15 protein-coding genes and 2 pseudogenes are annotated in these 24,452 nt (G+C 62.2%); 9 read left to right on the top strand and 8 right to left on the bottom strand.

Translation table 11 applies throughout. The features are described 5' to 3' along the window. The 4 genes and pseudogenes from BV911_RS19790 to BV911_RS16200 form a co-directional block, all read right to left on the bottom strand. Positions 1-202, bottom strand: a pseudogene (locus BV911_RS19790) (transposase); the annotation flags it as partial. A gap of 146 nt (positions 203-348) precedes the next feature. Next, complete coding sequence (gene tnpB, locus BV911_RS19240; RefSeq protein ID WP_139840118.1) at positions 349-516, bottom strand: IS66 family insertion sequence element accessory protein TnpB; 168 nt, start codon at positions 514-516, stop codon at positions 349-351. A gap of 208 nt (positions 517-724) precedes the next feature. Continuing rightward, a pseudogene (locus BV911_RS20415) lies at positions 725-886 on the bottom strand (transposase); the annotation flags it as partial. Between the two features lie 131 nt (positions 887-1,017). After that, a complete protein-coding gene (locus tag BV911_RS16200; RefSeq protein ID WP_086054650.1) occupies positions 1,018-3,534 on the bottom strand; it encodes a cation:proton antiporter in 2,517 nt (838 codons plus the stop codon). A gap of 305 nt (positions 3,535-3,839) precedes the next feature. On the opposite strand from BV911_RS16200, the gene BV911_RS16195 reads away from it, so the two are divergent. The 9 genes from BV911_RS16195 (at position 3,840) to malQ (ending at position 19,465) form a co-directional block, all read left to right on the top strand. Continuing rightward, the gene (locus BV911_RS16195) at positions 3,840-4,589 is read left to right on the top strand and encodes an SDR family oxidoreductase (RefSeq protein WP_086054649.1); all 750 of its coding nucleotides are present in this window, start codon (positions 3,840-3,842) and stop codon (positions 4,587-4,589) included. 19 nt (positions 4,590-4,608) lie between these two features. Continuing rightward, a complete protein-coding gene (locus BV911_RS16190) occupies positions 4,609-5,451 on the top strand; it encodes a fumarylacetoacetate hydrolase family protein (protein ID WP_086054648.1) in 843 nt (280 codons plus the stop codon). Between the two features lie 157 nt (positions 5,452-5,608). Continuing rightward, positions 5,609-7,747, top strand: a complete 2,139-nt coding sequence (locus BV911_RS16185; RefSeq protein ID WP_086054647.1) for a malate synthase G — start codon at positions 5,609-5,611, stop codon at positions 7,745-7,747. A 308-nt stretch (positions 7,748-8,055) separates the two neighbouring features. Next, the gene (locus tag BV911_RS16180; RefSeq protein ID WP_086054646.1) at positions 8,056-10,431 is read left to right on the top strand and encodes a glycogen/starch/alpha-glucan phosphorylase; all 2,376 of its coding nucleotides are present in this window, start codon (positions 8,056-8,058) and stop codon (positions 10,429-10,431) included. 61 nt (positions 10,432-10,492) lie between these two features. After that, positions 10,493-12,706 (top strand): 1,4-alpha-glucan branching protein GlgB, encoded by a 2,214-nt coding sequence (gene glgB / locus BV911_RS16175; RefSeq protein ID WP_086054645.1) that lies wholly within the window; start codon positions 10,493-10,495, stop codon positions 12,704-12,706. 63 nt (positions 12,707-12,769) lie between these two features. Further along, the gene (glgC, locus tag BV911_RS16170; RefSeq protein WP_086054653.1) at positions 12,770-14,026 is read left to right on the top strand and encodes a glucose-1-phosphate adenylyltransferase; all 1,257 of its coding nucleotides are present in this window, start codon (positions 12,770-12,772) and stop codon (positions 14,024-14,026) included. Then, positions 14,023-15,453: a glycogen synthase GlgA gene (gene glgA / locus BV911_RS16165; RefSeq protein ID WP_086054644.1), complete on the top strand. Its 1,431-nt coding sequence runs from the start codon at positions 14,023-14,025 to the stop codon at positions 15,451-15,453. Before glgC ends, glgA begins: the two co-directional genes overlap by 4 nt. After that, positions 15,450-17,543, top strand: coding sequence for a glycogen debranching protein GlgX (glgX, locus tag BV911_RS16160; RefSeq protein WP_086054643.1), 2,094 nt, complete (start codon positions 15,450-15,452; stop codon positions 17,541-17,543). The genes glgA and glgX overlap by 4 nt, the downstream gene beginning before the upstream one ends. After that, positions 17,540-19,465, top strand: a complete 1,926-nt coding sequence (gene malQ, locus BV911_RS16155; protein WP_086054642.1) for a 4-alpha-glucanotransferase — start codon at positions 17,540-17,542, stop codon at positions 19,463-19,465. The genes glgX and malQ overlap by 4 nt, the downstream gene beginning before the upstream one ends. Here the strand turns inward: malQ and BV911_RS16150 are convergent, their stop codons facing one another. The 4 genes from BV911_RS16150 to BV911_RS16135 form a co-directional block, all read right to left on the bottom strand. Next, entirely contained in the window at positions 19,466-21,028 is a 1,563-nt protein-coding gene (locus BV911_RS16150; RefSeq protein WP_086054641.1) for a helicase HerA-like domain-containing protein, read from the bottom strand. Between the two features lie 72 nt (positions 21,029-21,100). Next, complete coding sequence (locus tag BV911_RS16145; protein ID WP_086054640.1) at positions 21,101-22,714, bottom strand: isochorismatase family protein; 1,614 nt, start codon at positions 22,712-22,714, stop codon at positions 21,101-21,103. A 21-nt stretch (positions 22,715-22,735) separates the two neighbouring features. Continuing rightward, a complete protein-coding gene (locus BV911_RS16140; protein ID WP_086054639.1) occupies positions 22,736-23,584 on the bottom strand; it encodes an N-acyl homoserine lactonase family protein in 849 nt (282 codons plus the stop codon). Between the two features lie 22 nt (positions 23,585-23,606). Next, on the bottom strand, positions 23,607-24,452 hold an 846-nt coding region (locus BV911_RS16135; protein ID WP_139840117.1), incomplete at its 5' end, for an amidohydrolase.

Raw genomic sequence — 24,452 nt, 5'->3', positions numbered from 1 at the left:
GGTACGGTTCCAGCTTGCCACGCCCCGGCGGACATCCCTGGGGTGCAGGCGAGGCGTGCCCTGTCGTCCTGACCTGCCGCGCCCAACGCGCGCCCGTCGCGGGCGAAAGTTTCAGACGCAAAGCCGCCGCACGTCCGCTTAACCCTTCTTCAATGTAACTCTGAAACCGCGCCCGAAGCGCAGATGGCAAAGGTGCTGACATGATCCATCCTCCAAAATAGGATGAATCACAAACACGACCCTATAGAAACCACCGATTCAGGTTTTCACAGAAACGCTTTAGGCAAGCCATTGATAAGGTTACAGACACGTCCATGACCCTGCCCGGATTCTAAAGAAAGAGGTACATTATGAAACGCGATCGCCCCAGCGGCCGCGGAAGGCGAAGACTGCACCGCCCGTTGGCTTCTGGCGCAGGACATCCTGGGTCAGCGCCGCCAGACCGGCAATGCCCTTGCGCATGTCCGTGACACCGCAAGCCACGTAGACGCGAACGCCAGTGCCCGGACCAATCATGCCGCTTCCACGGCACGGATCAGCTGCGTCAGCGCCACGGCAGCCATGTTGCTGTCGAAGAGCAGGCTGCGGCCGTTGCGCAAGCGCAGTTCGACCGCCATCGGGGCCGCGACGGTGGGCGTGTCCGCGAGGCGGGAACGCCATGTGCGGGAATATCGAAAGGAAGGAAGAGCGCCCCACCATCCGGTGACCAAACCCCCTTCTTCTTCATCTCATGGCGCCAGGAATAGACCTGCTGCCGCGTGATCTCGTGGCGCTGCGCCACCTGCGTGACCGTCGCCTCATCAACGCCCACAGACATCACGATTCCCTGCTTCTCCTCGTCGCTCCAACGGCGTCGACGTTCAAACCCAAGTATCTCACCACGCATCACTGACCCCACCTAAGACACGTCGTTAACGACGTCGTTAAGCACGTCTCTTAGCAAATCATCTGGAAATCTGGCAGGCGGTCACAATGGAGCGGTTAGGTTTGTCTGCAAATCGCACCAAAAACGGCGCGCTATTTTGGCGTTTTCGCCGGAATGGCCGTTTCCCATGTTGGCTCGATCCCGCGTTTAATGGCGCTGTCGTGCACTGCTTCTTGCATTGCGGAACTGCGTTGAAGTAGCCGCAGGAACCGGTCTTCGTCCAGTGCCAACAGGGTGCAGGGGGTGATCGCACGCACTTCGGCGCGGCGGATGCGTTTTGTCAGGATGGCCATCTGGCCGAACATTTCGCCGCGGCCAAGGCGCACTTTTTGGCCCGCAGTTTCAACCTCCAGCGCCCCCGAGGCGATGAAATACACGGTGCGCAATTCGCTGTTTCTGCGGATAATGACCTCGCCAGCCCGGACATAGCGGGTGACCATCGTCTTGCGCAATTGGCCCAGAACCTTGTCATCCAGATCGGAAAACAACGGAAACAGCCGCACCAAATCAGGCTTGCGAACCGCAATATCCAGCTTGGGACGGGTTTCGGCCCGGGCGCGCAGGCCCTTGATATTCTGCGTCAGGGACATGTGCAGTTCGGCCTCAATCAGGCCATCATTGCGCAATGCATCGTATTCACGTTCTTCCAGACGCAGGGCGGTGCGGCGGATAAAGCGGCGCTCCAGCTCTTCGGCATAGCCGGGAAACTGAAGCCTGAGGCCCTCCAGCGCCTGCTCGACCTCTTCGACCCGGCGATCCAGAAGTTCATGCAGCAGGTCGGCCACGCGGCGCCCGTGGATCCGCAAAATGCGAGTATTGATGAAACTGTGCAAGTCGCGCAGGATGACCCGCTGGAACAGCAATATCTCAAACAGATCCGCGGTCTGCTTCGACAATGGTCCCGAAATCCGCAAGCGGCTGTGCAAAAAGACCACGACCCGAAAGCCCCGACCATAGCCGGAACTGCGCCGGGCCGCGCGCCGATAGCCGGTCCGCCCGCCAATCCGGGTGCTTTCAATCAGCCGGTCGCTATCGGACAGGATCCGCTCTGATAGGCGCGCCGACACGGCGCGTTCGCGGAACTTTTCGAGGATCATGTCGCGCTCGGCACCGGCAAGGGCGATCAGTCCCAAGGTGACCCGGTCCCGATCAAGGATTTCGGTGTTGTCTTCGGCAGCCTTCACCGCCCGATCCAGCCGCTGGGCGAAGGTTTTCGCTTCGGACCGCACCGTTTCGCGGGTCAAATCATAGTTCTCGGTGGCCCTGGCGACGTCTTCGCGCACCGATTGCAAGGCGACCGCGATCACCTGTTTGGACAGGGCCAAATCCAGCGGCGACAGCCGATCCAGCCCGAGCCGGCCAATCACCCAGCGCAACGTCGTCCCCTGCACGACCAGCGTGAACAACGTGAAGCCAGTGGCCAGAATACCAACCACGCGTTTAATTTCGGCCGGGATCAGGAAGCTTTCAGTTACTGCCAGCGCCAGCGCCAAGGTGACCGCACCGCGCAGCCCGCCCCACAAGATCGCGATCCGGTAGGGTCGTTCGACCACAGGCGACAGCCGTGCCACAGTCAGCAGCGGCATCAGAATGAACAAAATGATGGCCCGAGCCACGATCGCGGCCAGAACCACGACCAGCACCAGACCGACATCGTTCCACCGGATCCCGTCCAGTAGCCGTGGGATCAGCAGGGCTGCCAACACAAAGATCAACGCCCCGGCCCAATGTGCCAGCAAGTCCCAGACATCGCGCAAATTGGTCCACGCTTCGGGCGCGATCCGCCCCGGCCCGGCCAAGTTCAGCGTCAGACCCGCCGCCACAACTGCGATCACACCCGAGGCCCCCACCGCTTGCTCGGCGACGATATAGGCCAGATACGGCAGCGCGACCGAGATCGAAATTTGGGCCAGTTCATGACGTCCGAACAACGACATCAGCCAGACCGTGGCATGCGCCATGACCCAGCCCACCAACGCGCCGCCAAAGATCAGAACCGGAAACTGCGCCAATGCGGCCCACATATCCGGGTTCGGCATTCCGGCCATCACAAAGCTGATGAACAGACCGAACAGCGCAATGGCCGCGGCATCGTTTAACAGGCTTTCGCCCTCGATGATCCGGCTTAACCGGCTCGGCGCGGTGATCGACCGGAAGATGCTGACCACGGCTGACGGATCGGTGGTCGACACGATGGCACCGATCAGGAAACAGGCGGCAATCGGAAGGCCGCTGACATTGACCAAGGCAAAGCCGATGGTCAGCGTCGCTACCACCACGGCCAGCACAGCCAGCACCAGAATGGGCACCCAGTCGTCCATCATGCGCCGCAGGTTCATGCCCAAGGTGACCTGAAAAATCAGGGTAGGCAGAAAGGCGTAAAGGAACACATTCGACCGGATCGGCAGGCCGAGGATCGTCTCAGATATTGGATTGAGGGCATCGGTCAGATTGGTGCGCAGAAAGAACGATGCGGCGACACCGATCATGATGCCGATCACGGCCAGAATAACGCTATAGGGCAAGCGCAACCGCGCAGCCAACGGCTCGGCCAATCCGATCACCAGAAAGAGCGAGGCAACGATGGCGGTGATTGCGACTATATCCATATACCAGACCTAGCCAAGAATCCGGCGCAAGGAAACGTCAAAGCCCGCTGTAAGTGCGGCTTTTGATGGCTGAAAATGCCGCAGCAGGCGAAATTTCGCCCCAAACTGCGGTCTGCTATCTCTCCGAGGGCGGCTCAGGCCCGACTTCGCCCAATCATCCGCTTGGCCTTGCCGTCCACTCAGTTTAGGGGTGTTGTCGCCGGTGCTGTATTCGGTCAGGTTCACGGACCCATACGGCACCCACGGGAGAGGGATGTGTCAGACCGGCCATGCTTGGTCTGACCGCTTAGGCAAGGGATGAGCACATGACACAAAGACACGGGCGGCTTGCGGGCAAGACCGCGCTAATCACCGCCGGAGGACAGGGGATCGGGCGTGCCTCGGTCGAATTGTTCGCCGCCGAGGGCGCACAGGTCTTCGCCGCTGACATCAATGACGCGTCACTCGCAGAACTGGACCAGATCGACGGTGTGACCGCGATCCGCTTTGACGTGACCGATAGCGCAGCGGTGGCAGACGCCGTCGCCAAGGCGGGACCATTAGACATCCTGTTCAACTGCGCCGGGTTTGTCGATGGCGGCACTATTCTGGACTGCGACGAAGACTCGTGGGACTTTTCGTTCGAGTTGAACGCCAAGGCGATGTATCGCCTGATGCGGGCGGTCCTGCCCGGCATGCTGGAACGCGGCGGCGGCTCGATCATTAACATGTCCTCGGTGGCGTCCTCCATGAAAGGCGTGCCAAACCGGTTCGTTTATTGCGCGTCGAAAGCGGCGGTTCTTGGCATGACCAAGGCAGTTGCGGCGGATTTCGTGACCCAAGGCATTCGCTGCAATGCGATTTGCCCGGGCACCATCGATAGCCCGTCCATGCATGAGCGTCTGCGCGCCACCGGTGATTACGACACCGCGCTCACCAATTTCATCGCCCGCCAGCCCATGGGCCGGATTGGCAGTGCTGTCGAGGTGGCCAATCTGGCCCTCTACCTTGCCAGTGACGAAAGCAATTTTACCACCGGACAGGCCCACGCCATCGATGGCGGCTGGTCTATCTGACTCTTCGAAAGGAAAAGACATGAAACTTTTGCGTTATGGCCCGACGGGCTCTGAAAAGCCGGGGATGCTGGATGCCGATGGCAACATCCGCGATTTGTCCGGGGTGGTGGCCGATATCTCTGGTGAGGTTCTGCTGGACGACAAACTGGCCGAACTGGCCGCGCTCGATCCGTCCAGCTTGCCACTGGTCGAAGGAGAACCCCGGATCGGCGCTTGCGTTGGTCACGTTGGAAAGTTCATCTGCATCGGCCTGAACTATGCCGATCACGCAGCTGAAAGCGGACTGGCCCTGCCAGAAGAGCCGGTGATCTTCGCCAAGGCGACTTCGGCAATCTGTGGCCCGAACGACGATGTTGAAAAGCCGCGCAATTCGGTCAAGATGGACTGGGAAGTCGAGCTGGGTGTGGTCATCGGCAAGACCGCGAAATACGTCACCGAAGACGAAGCCCTCAGCCACGTTGCGGGCTATTGCGTCGTCAACGACCTGTCCGAGCGCGACTTCCAGATCAAGCGGTCCGGGCAGTGGACCAAAGGCAAGTCGGCAGACACGTTCGGCCCCATCGGCCCATGGTTGGTGACCCGGGACGAAATCAGCGATCCTCAGGACCTATCCATGTATCTGGAGGTGAACGGCCACCGCTACCAAGACGGCAGCACCAACACCATGCATTTCAATGTGGCCAAGGTAATCTCGCATCTGTCGCAATTCATGAGCCTGCAACCGGGTGATGTGATCTCGACCGGCACCCCTCCCGGCGTCGGCATGGGCCAAAAGCCCGAGACCTACCTGAACGTGGGTGACACCATGGAACTGGGCATCGAAGGCCTGGGCGTACAGCGCCAGACCGTCATCGCCGGATAATACAGCGGGCGCGGCGACGGTTTTGTCTGTCGCCGCGCCGTCCCTACCCTAAGCTGCGCCTTGTGCCGTCTTGGCCGCATTTTTCATGCGCCAGCCGATTGCACTTGGCCCACCACAGAGTACCCTTCGGCCACCATATACAACGGATAGCATCATCATGACCGACACCGCCTTCGTCCCCCGCCACGGCCTGAGCGTCGCACCAGACTTGGCCACGTTCATCGAGACGCGGGCCCTGCCCGGCACTGGCGTGACCGAAGACGCGTTCTGGTCCGGTCTGACATCCCTTGTCGAGACGTGCGGCCCGGTGAATGCCGCGCTGTTGGCCACCCGGCAAGAGATTCAGGACAAGATCGATGCTTGGCATGTGGCGCATCAAGGCCAGTCACAGGATATGGCCAGCTATCGCAGCTTCCTGACCGAGATCGGCTATATCGTTCCCGAAGGCCCGGACTTCGAAATTGAAACCACCAATGTCGATCCTGAACTGTCGACCATTGCCGGGCCGCAACTCGTGGTTCCCTCGACCAACGCACGCTATGCGCTGAATGCCGCCAACGCGCGGTGGGGATCGCTTTATGACGCCCTGTATGGCACCGATGCCATGGGCGATCTGCCGTCCGGGTCGGGCTTTGACGCGGCGCGCGGCGCCCGGGTGATCGCTTGGGCGAAAGGGTTTCTGGATCAGACCGTTCCATTGGCCGGCGGCTCGCATGCCGATATTTCCGGTTATACGGTCACTGACGGCGCATTAGTCCCTGCCCTGAAAGTTCCATCGCAGTTTGCCGGCTATATCGGCGCGGCGGACCAGCCGACCTCGATCATTCTGCAAAATAACGGCCTGCATATCATCGTCGATATCGACCGGAGCAACCGCATCGGCAAGACCGATCCGGCCGGCATCTCTGACATCCGCCTTGAAGCCGCCGTCTCGACCATCATCGATTGCGAAGATAGCGTCGCCGCCGTGGATGCCGAAGACAAGATTCTGGCCTATTCCAACTGGCTGGGCCTGATGCAAGGCAACCTGACCGCAACCCTGACCAAAGGCGGCAAGGAAATCACCCGCGGTCTGTCGGATGACATCGCCTATACCGCCCCGGATGGCAGCGCGGCGCATCTGAAAGGCCGCTCGGTCATGCTGGTGCGCAATGTTGGCCACCTGATGACCAACCCGGCCATTCGTGACGCTGCGGGCAACGATATTGGCGAAGGCCTGATGGATGCCATGGTCACCACCCTGATCGCCATGCATGATCTCGCCCGCGACGGCGGCAATTCCGACACCGGGTCGGTCTATGTGGTCAAACCCAAGATGCACGGCCCGGCCGAAGTTGCCTTCGCGGACGAGATCTTCACCAAGGTCGAAACCGCGCTTGGCCTGCCCGCCAACACCGTCAAACTGGGCATCATGGATGAAGAACGGCGCACCAGCGTCAATCTGAAGGAATGCATTCGCGCCGCAAAATCGCGCGTGGCCTTCATCAATACCGGCTTTCTGGATCGGACCGGCGACGAGATCCACACCTCGATGGAAGCAGGCCCCTTCTTGATGAAGGGCGAGATGAAGTCCACTCCTTGGTTGGGGTCCTACGAGGCGCGCAACGTCGATATCGGACTGGCTTGCGGTTTGCAGGGCAAGGCGCAGATCGGCAAGGGCATGTGGGCCATGCCTGATCTGATGAACGCCATGCTGGACCAAAAGATCGGCCATCCGCAGGCCGGTGCGACCTGTGCGTGGGTGCCCTCGCCCACGGCGGCGACCCTGCATGCCACCCATTACCACAAGGTCGATGTCTTCGCCCGTCAGAACGACATTCGCGCCAAGGGCAGCCGCGGCACGCTGGACGATCTGCTGACCATCCCGGTGGCCAACGGCCAGAACTGGTCGGACGCGGAAATCACCGCCGAGATCGAAAACAACTGTCAGGGCATCCTTGGCTACGTTGTGCGCTGGATCGATCAGGGCGTTGGATGTTCCAAAGTGCCGGACATCAACGGGGTCGGCCTGATGGAAGACCGCGCGACGTGCCGGATTTCCAGCCAAGCACTGGCCAACTGGTTGCACCATGGCGTTGTCAGCGAAGACGCTGTCATGGCCGCCCTCAAGAAGATGGCCGTGGTGGTCGATGGTCAGAACGCGGGCGATCCGCTGTACCAGCCAATGGCCCCGGACTTTGACGGCATTGCCTTCCAAGCGGCCTGCGATCTGGTCTTCAAGGGTGCCGAGCAACCTTCGGGCTATACCGAGCCGGTTCTGCATGCCCGCCGCCTTGAACTCAAGGCCCGCGCCTAATCCAGACACATCCGACCCCGGCAGCCACAGCGCTGCCGGGGTCGGCAACCGGGCATCCCATGCGCGCGCCCAATATTGGGGCGGGCGCAAATAGCACGCCCAAATTCCAAGCAGCACCGGCCCTGCACCGGCTGTCTTTGCGGCAGCGATCAACCGAGATGCGCACCGAAATGCAAAGACACGGTTGCGCATTCGGGCTGAGGTGACACTATCACCGCAACGCCCGTGCACTTCGATCCCTTGAATGGCACTGGGTTAGCGCTATCCTCCGGGGTTGGACCCGGCCTAAAATGCTTGGAATGTAGAACATGACTGCTGTCGAACTTCGCGATGCGATCCTGCGTCACCTGACCTATTCACTTGGCAAGGATCCGGAGCACGCCACGCTGTACGACTGGCGGCTTGCCCTATCCTACGCCATTCGGGACCAGATGGTTGATCCGTGGTTCGCCTCGACCCGCGCCGCCTATGCGCACCAATCGAAGCGGGTTTATTACCTGTCCATGGAATTCCTGATCGGGCGGCTTTTGGAAGACGGCGTGATCAACCTTGGCCTGATGGATGCGGTGGACGGCGCGCTGACCGATCTGGGGCTGGATGTGGATGCGGTGCTGCATGACGAACCGGACGCGGCGCTTGGTAATGGCGGTTTGGGCCGCCTCGCCGCCTGTTTTCTGGATTCTCTGTCCACCATCGGCTGTCCTGCCATCGGCTATGGCATCCGCTATGAGCACGGGCTGTTCCGCCAAAGCTTTGACCATGGCCGACAGATCGAAGCCCCCGAGCAGTGGTTGCAGCAAGAACACACGTGGGAATTCGAACGCCCCGAGGCCGCCTTTACCATCGGCTTTGGCGGCGCGGTTGCCAGCCACGGCAAACACGCGGTCTGGACCCCGGCGGAAACCGTCAGCGCGCAGGCGCATGACACCCCCGTCATTGGTTGGAAAGGCCGCTGGGCCAATACCCTGCGCCTCTGGGGGGCGTTCCCAACCGCCGGGTTCGACCTCGACAGTTTTAATCGCGGCGATTATGTCGCCGCCGCCGAACCCGAGGCACTGGCCCGAACCATCAGCCGGGTGCTCTATCCCGATGACACCACCGAAGACGGCAAGCGCCTGCGCCTGAAGCAGGAGTTTTTCTTCACCGCCGCATCCTTGCGCGACATTCTGCGCCGCTTTGAAAGCGAGTATGATGATCTGGGCAAGTTGCCGTCCAAGGTCGCGATCCAGCTGAACGACACCCACCCCGCCATCGCTGGGCCGGAACTGGTCCGCCTGCTGCATGATGAACGCGCGGTGCCACTGGACGAGGCGATCCCGCTGGCCCGGGCCTGCCTCAGCTACACCAACCACACACTGCTGCCCGAAGCGCTGGAGAAGTGGTCAGAAGCTTTGATGACCGACCTGTTGCCGCGTCACATGCAATTGATCGAAGCCATTGATTCCGATCACGCCGCCAAGCATCCGACGCGCAAAGCCTCAATGGTTGACGGCGGCGAAGTGCATATGGGCGAGGTGGCCTTTGGCATGGCCCATAAGGTCAATGGGGTGTCGGCCCTGCATACCGACCTGATGAAGAAAACCGTGTTCGCAGACCTGCACCGGCTGCACCCGGACCGGATCGTCAACCAGACCAACGGCGTCACCCCGCGTCGCTGGCTGCTATCGGCCAATCACAAGCTGTCGGCGTTGATTACCGACTGCATCGGTGAGGGCTGGGTCGATGACCTTGAACAGCTTGCCGGGCTGGAACCGCATATTTCCGACGCTGGCTTTCTTGACCGCTATGCCGCCGCCAAACGCGACAACAAGGTCGCCTTGGCGAACTGGCTGGCCGGTGCGCATGATATGACGCTGGACCCCGATGCCATGTTCGATGTGCAGATCAAGCGCATCCACGAATACAAGCGCCAGCATCTGAACATTCTTGAGACCATCGCCCTGTGGCAAGAAATCCGGGACAATCCCAATGGCGACTGGACGCCTCGGGTCAAAGTCTTCGGCGGCAAGGCCGCGCCGGGCTATGTCTTCGCCAAGCAGATTATCCATCTGATCAATGCGGTAGGCAAAGTTCTGAATGCGGATCCGGTGACATCGAAGTTCCTAACGGTGGCCTATCCGCCGAATTATAACGTCACCCTAGCTGAACGCCTGATCCCGGCGGCAGACCTGAGCGAGCAGATCTCGACCGCAGGCAAAGAAGCCTCGGGCACCGGCAACATGAAGTTCGCCCTGAACGGCGCCTTAACGGTCGGCACGCTGGACGGGGCCAATGTGGAGATCCGCGAACATGTGGGTCCTGAGAACTTTTTCCTCTTTGGCATGACTGCCGACGAGGTCGACGCCGAACGCGCCAATCCCGCCCACGCCACCGACGCCATAGGGGCCGATCCGCGGTTGAAACGGGCGCTGGACGCGATCAATGCCGGGACGTTCTCGCCCGAGGCCAAGGACCAGTTCAAGGCCATTACCGACAATGTCTCGGGGCATGACTATTTCCTCGTGGCGTCCGATTTCACCGATTACTGGCGCGCTCAGCGCGAGATCGACGCAGCCTTCCGTGACCCGAAGGCTTGGATGCGAATGGCGGCGCTGAACACGGCCCGATCCGGGTGGTTCTCGTCGGATCGGACCATTCGCGGCTACATGGATGAGGTGTGGGGGGCACAGGCTGTCCAAGCGTAAATAGGAACTTTTCAGGGGTGCCCCCTGTTTGCATCGGGTGAAATGGCTTAGCGTGAGTGATATGACCAACGAAGCAAAGACTGATGTCCCCGCCTCGATCCTAACGCAAGACAGCGCCAAACGTCTTGCCAACGGAACCCATGACGATCCCTTTGGCGTGCTTGGCCCCCATAAGGCCGGGCGCGCGACCTGGGTAACCGCGCTGGATCCCGGTGCCGTTACCATGGCGGCGGTCATCGGGGCGAAGTCATTTCCGCTGACCCGGTTCTCACCCGACCTGCCGGTGTTTTGCGGCAAGGTCACCGGCGGCAAGCCCTATCGTCTGCGTGGCACCGGCCCGGATGGCACCAGTTGGGACTATGACGACGCCTATCGCTTTGGCCCGGTAATGGGGGAGATGGACGAGTATCTGCTGGGCGAAGGCACCCACCAGCGGATCTGGACCGTCCTTGGCGCGCATGTGACCGAACGGGACGGCACCAACGGCACCCATTTCGCGGTTTGGGCCCCTAACGCCCAACGGGTGTCGGTCGTGGGCGGCTTCAATCACTGGGATGGACGCCGTCACCCCATGCGCCGTCGCGGCAAAACCGGGGTCTGGGAAATTTTCGTCCCCGACGTCGGGGAAACTGCCGCTTATAAATATGAGATCCTTGGTGCGGACGGCACCCTGCAACCGCTCAAGGCCGATCCCGTCGGCTTCGGCAGTCAGCACCCGCCCGAGAATGCCAGCGTGGTGCGTGATATCCGGGGCTATGGCTGGGATGATGCCCAATGGATGACCGACCGTCCTGCCCATAATGCCCGCACCGCACCGATCTCGGTCTATGAGGCGCATCTGGGCAGTTGGCGACGCCGGATGGACGAGGGCGGACGACCCCTGTCCTATAAGGAAGCCGCCATCGACTTGGTGGAATATGCCCATGACATGGGCTTCACCCATATTGAGTTGATGCCGGTCTCGGAATATCCGTTCGATGGCTCTTGGGGCTATCAGCCAGTGGGCCTGTTCGCCCCCACCGTGCGGCACGGTCCCCCGCATGAGTTCCGCGATTTGGTTGAGGCTGCGCACCAGAAAGGCCTTGGCATCATCCTTGACTGGGTGCCCGGTCACTTCCCGACCGACGCGCATGGCTTGGGCAAGTTCGACGGCACCTCGGTCTATGAACATGCCGACCCGCGCGAAGGCTTTCATCAGGACTGGAACACCCTGATCTACAATTATGGCCGGGTCGAAGTTGCCAATTTTCTGATTTCCAACGCCCTCTATTGGCTTGAGGAATACCATGTCGATGGCTTGCGCGTCGATGCCGTGGCCTCAATGCTGTATCGCGATTACTCGCGTGCCGAAGGCCAATGGGTTCCGAACAAGGATGGCGGCCGCGAGAATTACGAAGCCATCGCCATGCTGCAAAAGGTCAACACCATCACCTATGGCGAAGCCCCCGGCATCATGACCGTGGCCGAGGAATCGACCAGCTATCCCGGTGTGTCGCAACCGGTCAGTGCCGGCGGCCTTGGCTTTGGTTACAAGTGGAACATGGGCTGGATGAACGACACGCTGGATTACATCAAGCGCGATCCGATTCACCGCCAGCACCACCACCATCAGATGACCTTCGGGCTGCACTATGCCTTCTCGGAAAATTTCATTTTGCCGATCAGCCATGACGAAGTGGTGCATGGCAAAGGCTCCATGCTGGAAAAAATGCCCGGCATTGATTGGGAAAAATTCGCCAACCTGCGCGCCTATTATGGCTTCATGTGGGGCCATCCCGGCAAGAAGCTGATCTTTATGGGCTGCGAATTTGCCCAGCCCGCCGAATGGAACCACGATGCCCAAATCGATTGGGACGCCGCCGCCCGCCCACCCCATGCCGGGGTGCAAAATCTGGTCCGCGATCTGAACGCCGTCTATCGCGCCGAACCCGCGCTGCACGTCAAGGATTGCACCAGCGATGGGTTCCAATGGATCGAAGCCAATGACGCCGAAGCCTCGGTCTTTGCGTGGATCCGGCGCGGCAATGCAGACGATCCCGAGGTGGTGGTGGTCTGTAATTTCACCCCGATGGAACGGTCCTATCGTTTGGGAATGCCGAAATCTGGTCGCTGGCGCGAGATCCTGAATTCCGATGCCGAGGTCTATGGCGGCGGCGGACGCGGCAATATGGGCGCGGTCACCGCCTCGGGCAGCGATCACAACGGCCAGCCCGCCTCTGCCACCGTCAATCTGCCGCCGTTGTCGGTCATCTATCTGGTTCACGACGACGCGTGACCGCCTATTTCAGCACGGGGGCACCGCCGCCGTGTTTCATCGCTCTGGGAGGACGCCATGGAAATGCCGCATAAAAGATTATCCAGTAGAACAGTTGCATTCGTCTTGGCGGGAGGGCGCGGCAGCCGCCTGAAGGAATTGACCGACAGCCGGGTGAAACCGGCGGTCTATTTCGGCGGCAAGGCCCGGATTATCGATTTCGCCCTGTCCAACGCGCTGAATTCCGGCATCCGCAAGATGGCGATTGCCACCCAGTACAAGGCGCATTCACTGATCCGCCATTGCCAGCGCGGCTGGAACTTCTTCCGGACCGAGCGCAATGAATTTCTCGATATTCTGCCAGCCAGTCAGCGGGTGTCGGAAAACCAGTGGTATCTGGGCACCGCCGACGCGGTCACCCAGAATATCGACATCATCGACAGTTACGACATTGAATATGTGCTGATTTTGGCGGGCGATCACATCTATAAGATGGATTACGAGATGATGCTGCAACAGCATGTTGACAGCAAAGCCGATGTCACCGTCGGCTGCCTGACAGTGCCTCGGGACGAGGCCAGCGCCTTTGGCGTCATGGCTGTCGACAGCGATAGCGTGATTACCGAATTTCTGGAAAAGCCCGCCAATCCCCCGGCGACCCCCGATGACCCCAGCAAATCCTTGGCGTCGATGGGGATTTACGTGTTCTCATGGAAATTCCTGCGCGAGTTGCTGTCCGCGGATGCGGGCGATCCGAATTCCAGCCATGATTTCGGCTCGGACCTGATCCCCGGAATCGTCAAGAACGGCAAGGCGGTGGCGCACCGTTTTGATGAAAGCTGCGTGCGTCATTCCGCCGATGCGCCGGTCTACTGGCGCGATGTCGGCACCATTGATGCGTTCTGGAAAGCCAATCTCGACCTAACCGATTTTACCCCAGATCTGGATCTTTGGGACACCAATTGGCCGATCTGGACCTATTCTGAATCGGTGCCACCGGCCAAATTCATTCACAATGAACAAAACCGGCGCGGCATGGCGGTCAGTTCGATGATCTCGGGCGGCAGCATCATTTCCGGCACCGAGGTGCGCAATTCCTTGCTGTTCACGCAGGTGCACACAAATTCCTATTCGACCCTCGATCATGCAGTGGTGCTGCCCTATGTCACCGTCAATCGCCATGCCCGCCTGACAAACGTGGTCATCGATCGCGGCGTGGTGATCCCGGAAGGATTGGTCGTGGGCGAAGACACCGCCGAAGACGCCAAGCATTTCCGCGTCTCGCCGGGTGGCATCACCCTGATCACCCAAGCGATGCTCGACAAGAAAGCCGCCGGATGACGACCGTTCTGTCCGTTGCCTCGGAATGTGCGCCGCTGGTGAAAACCGGTGGGCTGGCGGATGTGGTGGGGGCGCTTCCATCTGCAGTGGCGGCGCAAGGGGTGACCATGAAGACCTTGCTGCCGGGCTATCCAGCGGTGATGGACACGGTCACATTGGGCGAGGTGGTCCTGTCCGAAAGCGATCTGTTCGGCGGTTATGCCCGGGTTCTCGAAGCCACGGGTGCGGGCCTGTCCTTGTACATACTGGACGCGCCGCATCTGTTTGCCCGGTCCGGGTCGATCTATCTGGGGGACGACGGTCAGGACTGGCCCGACAACCCAGCCCGCTTTGCCGCTCTGTGCTGGATGGCCGCGCGGATCGGAGCCGAAGGCGCGGCGGGCTGGGTTCCCGACGTCCTGCATTGCCATGATTGGCAGGCCGGTTTGACCCCGGTGTACCTGCGTGAGATGGGGGCGGCAGACCGGGTCGGCACCTTGCTGACCGTCCACAACATCGCCTTTCACGGCATGGCCCCGGCCTTGATGCTGCCGCGCCTGCGCTTGCCCGACTGGTCGTTCCATCCCGGCGGCTTGGAATTTTACGGACGCATCTCGGCGCTGAAAGCCGGCCTGGTCTATTGCGACAAGCTCAGCACAGTCAGCCCGACATATGCCCGGGAATTGCTGACACCCGAGTTCGGCATGGGCATGGACGGCGTGCTGCGCAGCCGCCGCGCTGATCTGTCTGGGATTCTGAATGGCATCGACGAAACGGCATGGGATCCGGCCACAGACCCCGAGATCACGCCCTATGCCTCTGCCGGCGAGAAAACCGTCAACACCGATCGTTTGGCCCGGGAATTTGGCCTGCCCGATGGCCCCGGTCCCTTGGCAGTGGTGATCTCTCGCATGACGGCGCAAAAGGGTCTGGACCTGTTGCTTGACGCCCTGCCCGGCTTTCTGGCCCGGGGCGGCAGGCTGGCAGTGCTCGGTTCGGGCGATCCTGAGCTGGAGCGCGCCTATCACGCCGCCGCCGCCCATCCTCAGGTCGCGGTGCGGATCGGCTATGACGAGGCCCTGTCGCACCGGATGATCGCGGGCGGCGACGCCATTCTGGTGCCGTCGCGGTTTGAACCTTGCGGGCTGACCCAGCTTTACGGACTGCGCTATGGCACGATCCCGGTGGTTGCGTTTACCGGCGGGTTGGCCGACAGCATCGTTCCGGCCAGCGATGCCGGGTTGAAAGCTGGGGTCGCCACCGGCCTTCAAGTTCACCCGATCACCGCCGACACCTTATCCGATGTGCTGATCCAACTCTGTGACCTCTATGCCGACCCGCCGCTCTGGGCGACCCTACAGCGCAATGCCATGCGCCATCCGGTGGGGTGGTCGGCCTCGGCCGCGGGATATGCTGACCTTTACCGTGCCCTTACCCATCAGGAATGAGTATGTCGTTTTCTATCTGTGCCGGACGCGCCGCCCCGCTTGGGGCCACCTTTGACGGGGACGGCGTCAACTTTGCCGTGTTCTCCGAAAATGCCACCCGGATGTCACTGTGCCTGTACAGCCGCGACGGCAAGACCGAGATCGCCCGCCACGATCTGCCCGAACGCAATGGCGATGTCTGGCACGGCTATATCTCGGGCCTGCGCCCCGGTCAGCAATACGGCTATCGGGCGCATGGGCCTTACCGCCCAGATCAGGGCCACCGGTTCAACGCCAACAAGCTGCTGATGGATCCCTATGCCAAGCGGCTGACCGGCCATCCGCAATGGCACGATGCGCTGATGGGCTACAAAGTCGGCGCGACGCAGGCCGATCTCAGCTTTGACCCCCGCGACAGCGCCCCTTGGATGCCGCGCAGCGTGGTCGAAGACCCGGCCTTTTCATGGGGCAAGGATGTGCGGCCCGACACGCCCATCGCAGACTCGATCATCTACGAGGCCCATACCAAGGGCCTAACCGCCAAATTCCCGGGGCTGGAATCGCCCGGGACCTTCCTTGGCCTCAGCTCGGACCCGATGCTGGAGCATCTGACCAAGCTTGGCATCACCGCCATTGAGCTTCTGCCGGTGCAGGCCTTTCTGAATGACCGGTTTCTGGTCGAAAAGAACCTGACCAATTACTGGGGCTATCAAACCCTGGGCTTTTTTGCGCCCGAACCGCGCTTCATGGACCGGGGCGAGATTTCCGAATTTCAGCAGATGGTGGCCCGCTTTCACAGCGCCGGGATCGAGGTGTTCCTCGATGTGGTCTACAACCACACCTGCGAAGGCAGCGAGTTGGGGCCGACCCTGTCGTTTCGCGGTCTCGACAACCTCAGCTACTACCGGCTGGCCGAGGATAAGCGGTTCTATCACAACGACACCGGTACCGGGAACACCGTCAACGTCGATCACCCCATGGTATTGCGCATGGTGATGGACAGTCTGCGGTATTGGGTCGAGGTCATGCATGTGGATGGATTCCGGTTCGATCTTTGCTCGACGCTGGGGCGCACCGATGCCGGGTTCGACCGTGGTGCCGCGTTCTTTGACGCAATCCGTCAGGATCCGGTGCTGACCGGCGTGAAGCTGATTGCCGAGCCATGGGATATCGGCCCCGGCGGCTATCAGTTGGGGGCGTTCCCGCCGCCCTTCATGGAATGGAACGACAAATTCCGCGACGGGGTGCGTCAATTCTGGCGTTGCGATCCGGGCCGCGCCCCCGATCTGGCCGACCGCCTGACCGGCTCTGCCCTGCAATTCGATCACTCTGGCAGGCCCGCCACGGCCTCGGTCAACCTGCTGACGGCGCATGACGGGTTCACTCTCGAAGACGTGGTGTCCTATAACCAAAAGCACAATGACGCGAATGGCGAAGACGGCCAAGACGGCCACGGCGAAAATTATTCCGACAATATGGGGGCCGAGGGGCCGACCGACGACCCCGCCATCCTGAATGCCCGCGCCCAACGCAAGCGGAACATGATGGCGACGTTGCTGCTGAGCCAAGGAACCCCGATGATCTTGGCGGGGGACGAGTTCGGCAACACCCAGAATGGCAACAACAACGCCTATTGTCAGGACAGTCCGATCAGCTGGCTGGACTGGTCCGCGCGCGACCCCGGCTTTCTTGCCTTCACGCAAAAGATGATCGCCTTTCGCAAGGCCCATCCGATCTTGCGCCAAAAACTGTTCCTTCACGCCCGCGAACGCCGGATCGACGGGGTCGAGGACCTGTTCTGGTCGCGCCCAGACGGCACCCCAATGACCAGCGCCGATTGGGAAGATCCCAATCTGTCCCTGATCTGTGTGGAAATGCGCACTGCCTCGGGCACCCCGGCCTATGCCGCGCTTGAGACCGCGATTTTTGCGGTGTTCAATGCCGGCGGTCCGATTGAGATCACCTTACCGGTTGCGCCAGAGGATCAGATCTGGTCCCTGCAAATTGACACCGCCGACCCGGACCGTGACGTGGCCCCGGTGACGGCAAAGACCCTGAACGTCGCCGAGAACGCGGTGGTCGTGCTGGTGCTGACGGATGCCGCCCTATGACCAACACCCTCACCGATCTGGCCCACCGCGCTGGCATCGTCGCGCGCTATACCGACGCGACCGGCAAAGTCCACGACACCAACCCTGACACCCAACTGGCCCTGCTGACCGCCATGGGGGTGCTGCCGTCCGGCACAGCGGACGCCGACAGCGCCCTGACCCGGCTTGAGGCCGCCGCCGCGGCCCGCCCCTTGCCCGAATGGATCGTGACCGAAGCAGGCGCGCCCCTGACCCTGCATCCGGCGCGGCCCGGCGGGGACTGGTCGCTGACCTTAGAGGATGGTCAAGTGCTGACCGGACAGGCCGGGTCTGACCTCAGCCTGCCGCCCTTGCCGCTGGGCATCCACGACCTCTGGCTAGAGGGCGCCTGCACCACCGTGCTGTCGGCCCCCGCCTCCCTGCCCGAGCCGCCGATGGGCTGGGGCGTCACCCTGCCGCTTTATGGTCTACGCCCTCAAGACCAAGGCGGGCTGGGCAGCTATGCAGATCTGGCGCAAGCGGTGCGGGGCTTGGGCGCTCATGGCGCGGATTTTGTCGGCATCAATCCGGTGCATGCCGGGTTTCCGGACGATGTTCTGGCCTTCAGCCCCTATGCGCCGTCCAGCCGCCGCCGGTTCTCGACCGCCCATATCGCGACCGATGAGGCCCGGGTGCCTGATGCGGCGTTGATCGATTATGCGGCGGTCCTGCCTCGCCATACCGACGCATTGCGCCGCAGCTTTGCCGCCCGTGCCGCCGACCCCGCATTTTCCGCCTATCGCGCGGCCGAAGGCGATGACCTGACCCGCTTTGCCCTGCATCAGGCCTTGTCCGACCGGTTTGGCCCCTACTGGCCGAACTGGCCCGAGGCCTATCAACACCCAGACAGCCCCGAGGTCGCCGCCTTTGCCGCCGAACACGCCGATGCCGTCACCTTCCACGCTTGGCTGCAATTTCAGGCCGAAACCCAACTGACCGGGGTCCGTGATGCGGCCCGGGACGCCGGAATGCACTATGGCCTCTATCTTGATCTGGCGGTGGGCACCCATCCGTTCGGGGCCGAGACATGGGCCGCGCCCGATCTCTTTGCCCGCGGCGTATCGCTTGGGGCGCCGCCCGATGCCTTTGCCGCCGATGGCCAGATGTGGAACTTGGCGCCATTAAACCCGGTGGCACTGGCCAAAGCCGGATTTCGGCCCTTGGCGCGCATCTTGCGGGCGCAACTGCGGTTTTCGTCGCTGCTGCGGATCGACCATATCCTTGGCTTTGATCGCGCCTTCTGGGTGCCCGAGGCTGCGGGCGTTCCCGGCGCTTATGTGACCATGCCGAAAGCCGCGCTGCTGGCCGTTGTCCGCATCGAGGCCGCCCGGGCCGGGGCCACCATCATCGGCGAGGATCTGGGCAACATCCCCGATGGCCTGCAAGCCGATCTGGCCGCATCGGGCATTCTGGGCTGCCGGGTCATCATGTTCGAGCAAACCCATGATCCGCAGACGCCCGCGTTCCACCCGGCCGCCGCCTATGCCCGCCGCGCCCTGACCTCGTTCGCCACCCATGACCTGCCGACATGGCAGGGCTGGCGCAGCGGCTTGGACATCGACTGGCGGCGCGATCTGGGCAGCATCACTCCCGAGCACGCCGCGCAGGCCCTGCAGGATCGCGCCCGGCAGGTCAGCGCGCTTGATCAACGGCTGGCGGCGGGCACCGCCGATGTCTCCGCTTTGCATCAGTTTCTGGCCAGCACCGCATCGCGGCTGGTGGCGGTTCAGATCGAGGATATTCTGGGGCTGGAACAGCAGCCAAACCTGCCCGGCACCGTCTTCGATCACCCGAATTGGCGTCGCCGCCTGCCCGTCGGCCCGGCGGACTTCGCCACCGATGCCCGCATCCGCGAAACCGCCGCGATCATGGCTGCAGCCGGGCGCGGAGGGACCGCCGATTGATCAGCGGCCCTTGAACAGGCTGCCCAACACCCCGCGTACAAAGCGTTGCCCCTGCCGGCTGCTCAGCTGTTTGATCATGGTCTTGGCCAGCACTTCGCCCAAGCCCGGCTCGGCGGCTTTCGCCGGGCGGGACCGCGTCGCCGTCTCCGGCGTATAGCGCCGTGAACTGCCGGGCACCCGTCCAGCCGGGGCCGCACCCCCAGCGCCAAACAAGTCGTCCGCCCGCGCCGCTTGCGCATCAACCTCTGCGGCTGCCGAGGCCGCCCGCGCCGCCAAAATCTCTGACGCCGACTCCCGGTCCACCGCCGTCTCATACTTCCCAGCAAGCGGCGAGGCGGTCAGGCTCTCGGCCCGCTCTGCATCCGTGATCGGCCCCATCCGGGACTGCGGCGGCCGGATCAAGGTCCGTTGCACCATGGCGGGCACGGCTTTGTCCTCAAGCAGCGACACCACCGCCTCGCCGGTCCCGACCTCGCGGATCGCGGTTTCGGTGTCAAAAGCGGGGTTCGGGCGGAAGGTGGTCGCCGCCGCCTTCAGGGCCTTGGCATCGCGCGGCGTGAACGCCCGCAGCGCGTGTTGAATGCGGTTGCCAAGCTGGGCCAGCACATCCTCGGGCACGTCATCGGGGGCTTGGGTGACGAAATAGATCCCCACGCCCTTGGACCGGATCAGCCGCACCACCTGCTCGATCCGGTCGATCAACGCCTTCGGGGCTTCGTCGAACAACAGATGCGCCTCATCAAAGAAGAACACCATCACCGGCTTGTCCGGGTTGCCGATCTCAGGCAGATCCTCGAACAGTTCCGACAGCATCCACAGCAGGAACATCGCGTAAAGCCGGGGCGATTGCATCAACTTGTCGGCCATCAGCACATTGACCTGACCCACCCCATCCGTGACGGTGATCATGTCGGACAGCGCCAGCGCCGGTTCGCCAAACAACGCTGTGCCGCCCTGATTTTCCAAAATCAGTAGCTGGCGCTGGATCGCCCCGATCGAGGCCGTGGCCACATTGCCATAGCGCCGCCCAACCTCGTCCGAATTGTCCCCGAGCCAGACCAGCATTGCCCGCAGATCTGCCAGATCCAGCAGGGCCAGCCCGTCGTCATCGGCCACCCGGAAGGCAATGTTCAGCACCCCTTCCTGCACCTCGGTCAGGTCGAACATTCGGGCCAGCAACAGCGGCCCCATTTCGCTGATCGTGGTGCGCACCGGATGGCCCGCCACCCCGAACAGATCCCAAAACACCGTCGGGCAGGCACGGTAGTCAAAGCCTGTCAGCCCGATTTTTGCGGCGCGCGCGGTCAGCGCGTCATGGGCCTTGCCCGCTGGATCGCCGGGCCGCGAGACGCCGGACACGTCCCCCTTCACATCGGCGACAAACACCGGCACCCCCGCCGCCGAGAACCCCTCGACGAGGATCTGCATGGTCACGGTCTTGCCGGTGCCGGTCGCGCCGGTGATCAGCCCGTGCCGGTTGCCATAGCGTAATAGCAACTCTTGCGCTGCGGTCTGGTCCGCGCCGCCGCCGCCCACGAAAATCCGGTCTTGGGTCTCAGTCATCCGTGCCGCTCCCTTGGCCCTGCAATGCAAGTATCATCCCCTGCCACTGCCGGACGCGCAAGAGCCCGCGCTTTAGTCAAGCGCCGCCAGCACCGCCTCCACGCGGGTCACCGTCGCCACATTCTGCATCGCATAGCCGATCGAGGCCTGATGCCAGTCGGCATTCATCGTCGAACAGGCGTCCTCGGGCACGATCATGTGGAACCCCTTGTCCGCGCCGGTGCGGGCGGTGTGTTCCACGCTCATGTTGGTCCACGCGCCGCAGTTCAGGATCGTGTCGCGGCCGCCATGGCGCAGATAACTCTCCAACCTCGAGGTTTCCCACGCGCTCATCGACATCTTCTCGACCACCAGATCCCCGGCCTGCGGTTCCAGCCCCGGCGCCGGGGCGCCGCCCCAACTGCCACGCACCAACGCGTTCTCGCCCTTCAGCCCCTGAAACAGCGCGGCATGCTGGGCCAGATAAGGGTGGCCCGGCTCGCAGACCATCCAGACATGCAGCACCATCACCCCCTTGGCCCGGGCCGCATCGGCCAGACGGCGGGCGTTCTCGATCACGCCCTGCTGGCGGGCATGATCCGGCGCACCGGTGCCGGCAAAGGCGCCGCCATCCATGATCACGTCGTTCTGCAAATCCTGCAAGATCAGCGCCGTGCGTGCGGCCTGAATGCGGAACGGCAGGGTGCGCAACACTGGCGGTGCCGCCCCCGTCGCCGCCCCCGTCGCCGCTGCCGTGCTTTGCCGCACCGTCGGTGCGGTTGCCCCCTGCCGCCCCATGAACGGCTCAATCCGGCCTTGAGTCTTGGTGTCGACCGCATAGAGCCCGGTGCAGGCGCACAGGTACAGCGTCGACCAGTCCGGCCCGCCCCAATGCAGATTGGCCACCATTTCCGGCGCGTCGATCTTGCCGATCAAGCTGCCATCGAACCCATAGACCCAGACCCCGCCCGGCGCGGTCACAAACAGATTGCCGTCCCGATCCGCCTTCATTCCGTCCGGCAGGCCCGCCTTGGCGCTGTCGCGGATGCCGCTGGCGAAAATCCGGCCATGGGTCAGACGGCCATCGGCGGCGACATCGAACATCCGGATATTGGCCTGCTCGGTGTCATTGACCCACATCCAGCGCTCGCAGGGGCTGAAACACAGCCCGTTCGGCTGGCCAAACATATAGCGGTCCACCACCAACTGCGGCTCATCCCCCGGACGGTGATCCGGGGCCAGACGGTAGACGCCACGAAAGCGCTGCTCTAACGGCCGCTTAATCCCGAAATGGTCCTTTCGGCCATAGGTCGGGTCGGTGAAATAAATCGCGCCGTTTTTGGCCACCACGATGTCATTGGGCGAATTCAGCTCGCGCCCCTCAAAATGCGAACACAGCACCTCGCGGCTGCCATTGGGCCGGATCCGCACCACCGAACTGGTGGAATGCTCACAGACCAACAGGTTCAGGTCGGCATCAAAGGTCATGCCGTTGCCCTTGTTGCTGGGCCGCGCTTCTTCGGTGATGCCCGCGCCGGGGGTCCAGCGCCGCCGCACATCGCCCGGCATGTCGGAAAACAGCAGATACCCCTCCGTCGGATGCCATAGCGGCCCTTCAGTGAAGATAAAGCCGCTGCCCAGCTGCCGCACCTCGGCGTCCGTCTCCATAAGGCTGTGAAAGCGCGGGTCGATGGCAAGATGCGGCATGGCGAACTCCTTGTGCTCAGATCAAACGGCGAACCAGTTGCGGGTTGGCAGGCTTTCCGTCATCGGCCCCGGCACCACCATGCCCAAGCGCCCAACCACCTGTTGCCGCTCGATCTTGGCCGGCTTGTCATGGATCGGCAGCAGGAAGGTGTAATTGTTCAGCAGCTTCTTGATCGCGCCTTTTTCTTCGCGCTTCGACTGGCTGTGATTGCCGGTGACGCGCGGCTCCATCCAGTTGTTGGTATTGACGTGGTTGACGATCTGATCGTTGAAATCATAGATCACGTCGCCGCAGATACAGGCCAGCCCTTCGGCGGTCTCAACCACCACGTTCATGCTGCCTTCGGTATGAGCACCGGCGTGTTCGCACCAAACGCCGGGAATGATTTCCTCGGCCCCAGTGATTTCCAGATCGAGAAAACGGATCGCCTCGGGCTCGTAGATCCGGTCGACCAGATGCTTGATGTCGGGCTTGGGATATTGCGGATACATGATCCCCGACACGCTGAATTCCATCTCGCGCCGGTTCAGGCAGACGGTGGTGTTCATCGGGAACAGATCATCTTTGCCCGCGTGGTCAATATGCAGATGGGTGTGCAGGATATAGCGGATGTCGCCCAGCTTCAGCCCGTGCCGCGCCAGCTGGTTCTCAATCATATTGTCGTGGAATTGCAGCCCCCGCATGCCCAGACTTTCCATGATCGCATTGTCGCGATAGCCGGTATCCACCAGCACCGGATAGGTGCCGCCGGTGATCAGAAAGCCATAGACCGGCACCCGCCGAACCCGGCCACATTCATGGCCCAACACCAAAAAGCTGGTCTCTAGTTCGATATCGCCATAGTCCAGAACGTGAATTTGCAGGGCCATTTCGGGTCTCCCCCTTTCTCGATTACAGTTTGTAGACGCGCGCGGCGGTGTCGGTGAACACGGCCCGGTGCTGCGCGGCGGGCAGATCGGCGGTGGCCGCGCTAAAGGCGTTGAACAGCGCGGTGTAGCTGGTCCAGATTTTCTCAATCGGGAAATTTGAGCCAAACATGCAGCGATTGGCCCCAAACAGCGCCATGGTTTCCTGCACCATCTGCGCAATGAATGCCGGGTCATTGCGGTGGATGAACGTGCCAAAAGCGCTGAGTTTCGTCATCACATTCGGGCAGTCCGCCAGCGCGGTCATGCCGGTGTACCACTCCGACCAGCCCGCGTCGGATGTGTCGGTCAGCATCCCGGCATGTTGCAAGATGAACGTCACCTCCGGGCAGGCCCGCGCCAGTTCAGCTGCCCCGGCCATCTGCGGCGCGAAGACCTGCAAGTCAAAGCTCCAGCCATACGCGGCCAGCCGGGCGACATTGGCCTGCACCACCGGATCGCGCGCCAGATCGGGTGTCTTGGCAAAGCGAAACGACGGCTCTTCGTGCCAATGCAGTTGCTGCCGGATGCCGCGCATCAGCGGATAGGCGGTCAGCCGGTCCAGTTGCGGGCGCACATCCTCGACGGTGAAATCGGCATAGCCGACAATGCCATGCGGCCAGCCATGCGCATCCGCCACCCCCTGTACCCAAGCCACTTCACCCTCGGCCTGACTTGGGTCCCAGTTCGCCTGCACATAGACCGACTTGGTGATGCCGGTCCCGGCCAGATCGGCCAGATATTCCTCGATCGGATAGTCGCGCATGATGCTGCGGTAGCTGCCAAAAATCCGGGGCTGCTCGGGCCCCTGCAACCACGGCAGATCCGCTTG

This window comes from Pseudoruegeria sp. SK021, assembly GCF_002119405.1.
Classification (GTDB): Bacteria; Pseudomonadota; Alphaproteobacteria; order Rhodobacterales; family Rhodobacteraceae; genus Meridianimarinicoccus.
Note: the sequence above shows the minus strand (reverse complement) of the source record. Positions and strands in the feature narration are given on the sequence as shown.

What these genes read in the sequence shown, in the direction of transcription:
- tnpB (WP_139840118.1), bottom strand. Translation starts at nt 516, where the DNA reads ATGATTGGTCCGGGCACTGGCGTTCGCGTCTACGTGGCTTGCGGTGTC.
- BV911_RS16185 (WP_086054647.1), top strand. Translation starts at nt 5,609, where the DNA reads ATGACCGACACCGCCTTCGTCCCCCGCCACGGCCTGAGCGTCGCACCA.
- BV911_RS16180 (WP_086054646.1), top strand. Translation starts at nt 8,056, where the DNA reads ATGACTGCTGTCGAACTTCGCGATGCGATCCTGCGTCACCTGACCTAT.
- BV911_RS16145 (WP_086054640.1), bottom strand. Translation starts at nt 22,714, where the DNA reads ATGCCGCATCTTGCCATCGACCCGCGCTTTCACAGCCTTATGGAGACG.
- glgB (WP_086054645.1), top strand. Translation starts at nt 10,493, where the DNA reads ATGACCAACGAAGCAAAGACTGATGTCCCCGCCTCGATCCTAACGCAA.
- glgX (WP_086054643.1), top strand. Translation starts at nt 15,450, where the DNA reads ATGAGTATGTCGTTTTCTATCTGTGCCGGACGCGCCGCCCCGCTTGGG.
- BV911_RS16190 (WP_086054648.1), top strand. Translation starts at nt 4,609, where the DNA reads ATGAAACTTTTGCGTTATGGCCCGACGGGCTCTGAAAAGCCGGGGATG.
- BV911_RS16195 (WP_086054649.1), top strand. Translation starts at nt 3,840, where the DNA reads ATGACACAAAGACACGGGCGGCTTGCGGGCAAGACCGCGCTAATCACC.
- BV911_RS16150 (WP_086054641.1), bottom strand. Translation starts at nt 21,028, where the DNA reads ATGACTGAGACCCAAGACCGGATTTTCGTGGGCGGCGGCGGCGCGGAC.
- glgA (WP_086054644.1), top strand. Translation starts at nt 14,023, where the DNA reads ATGACGACCGTTCTGTCCGTTGCCTCGGAATGTGCGCCGCTGGTGAAA.
- glgC (WP_086054653.1), top strand. Translation starts at nt 12,770, where the DNA reads ATGCCGCATAAAAGATTATCCAGTAGAACAGTTGCATTCGTCTTGGCG.
- BV911_RS16200 (WP_086054650.1), bottom strand. Translation starts at nt 3,534, where the DNA reads ATGGATATAGTCGCAATCACCGCCATCGTTGCCTCGCTCTTTCTGGTG.
- BV911_RS16140 (WP_086054639.1), bottom strand. Translation starts at nt 23,584, where the DNA reads ATGGCCCTGCAAATTCACGTTCTGGACTATGGCGATATCGAACTAGAG.
- malQ (WP_086054642.1), top strand. Translation starts at nt 17,540, where the DNA reads ATGACCAACACCCTCACCGATCTGGCCCACCGCGCTGGCATCGTCGCG.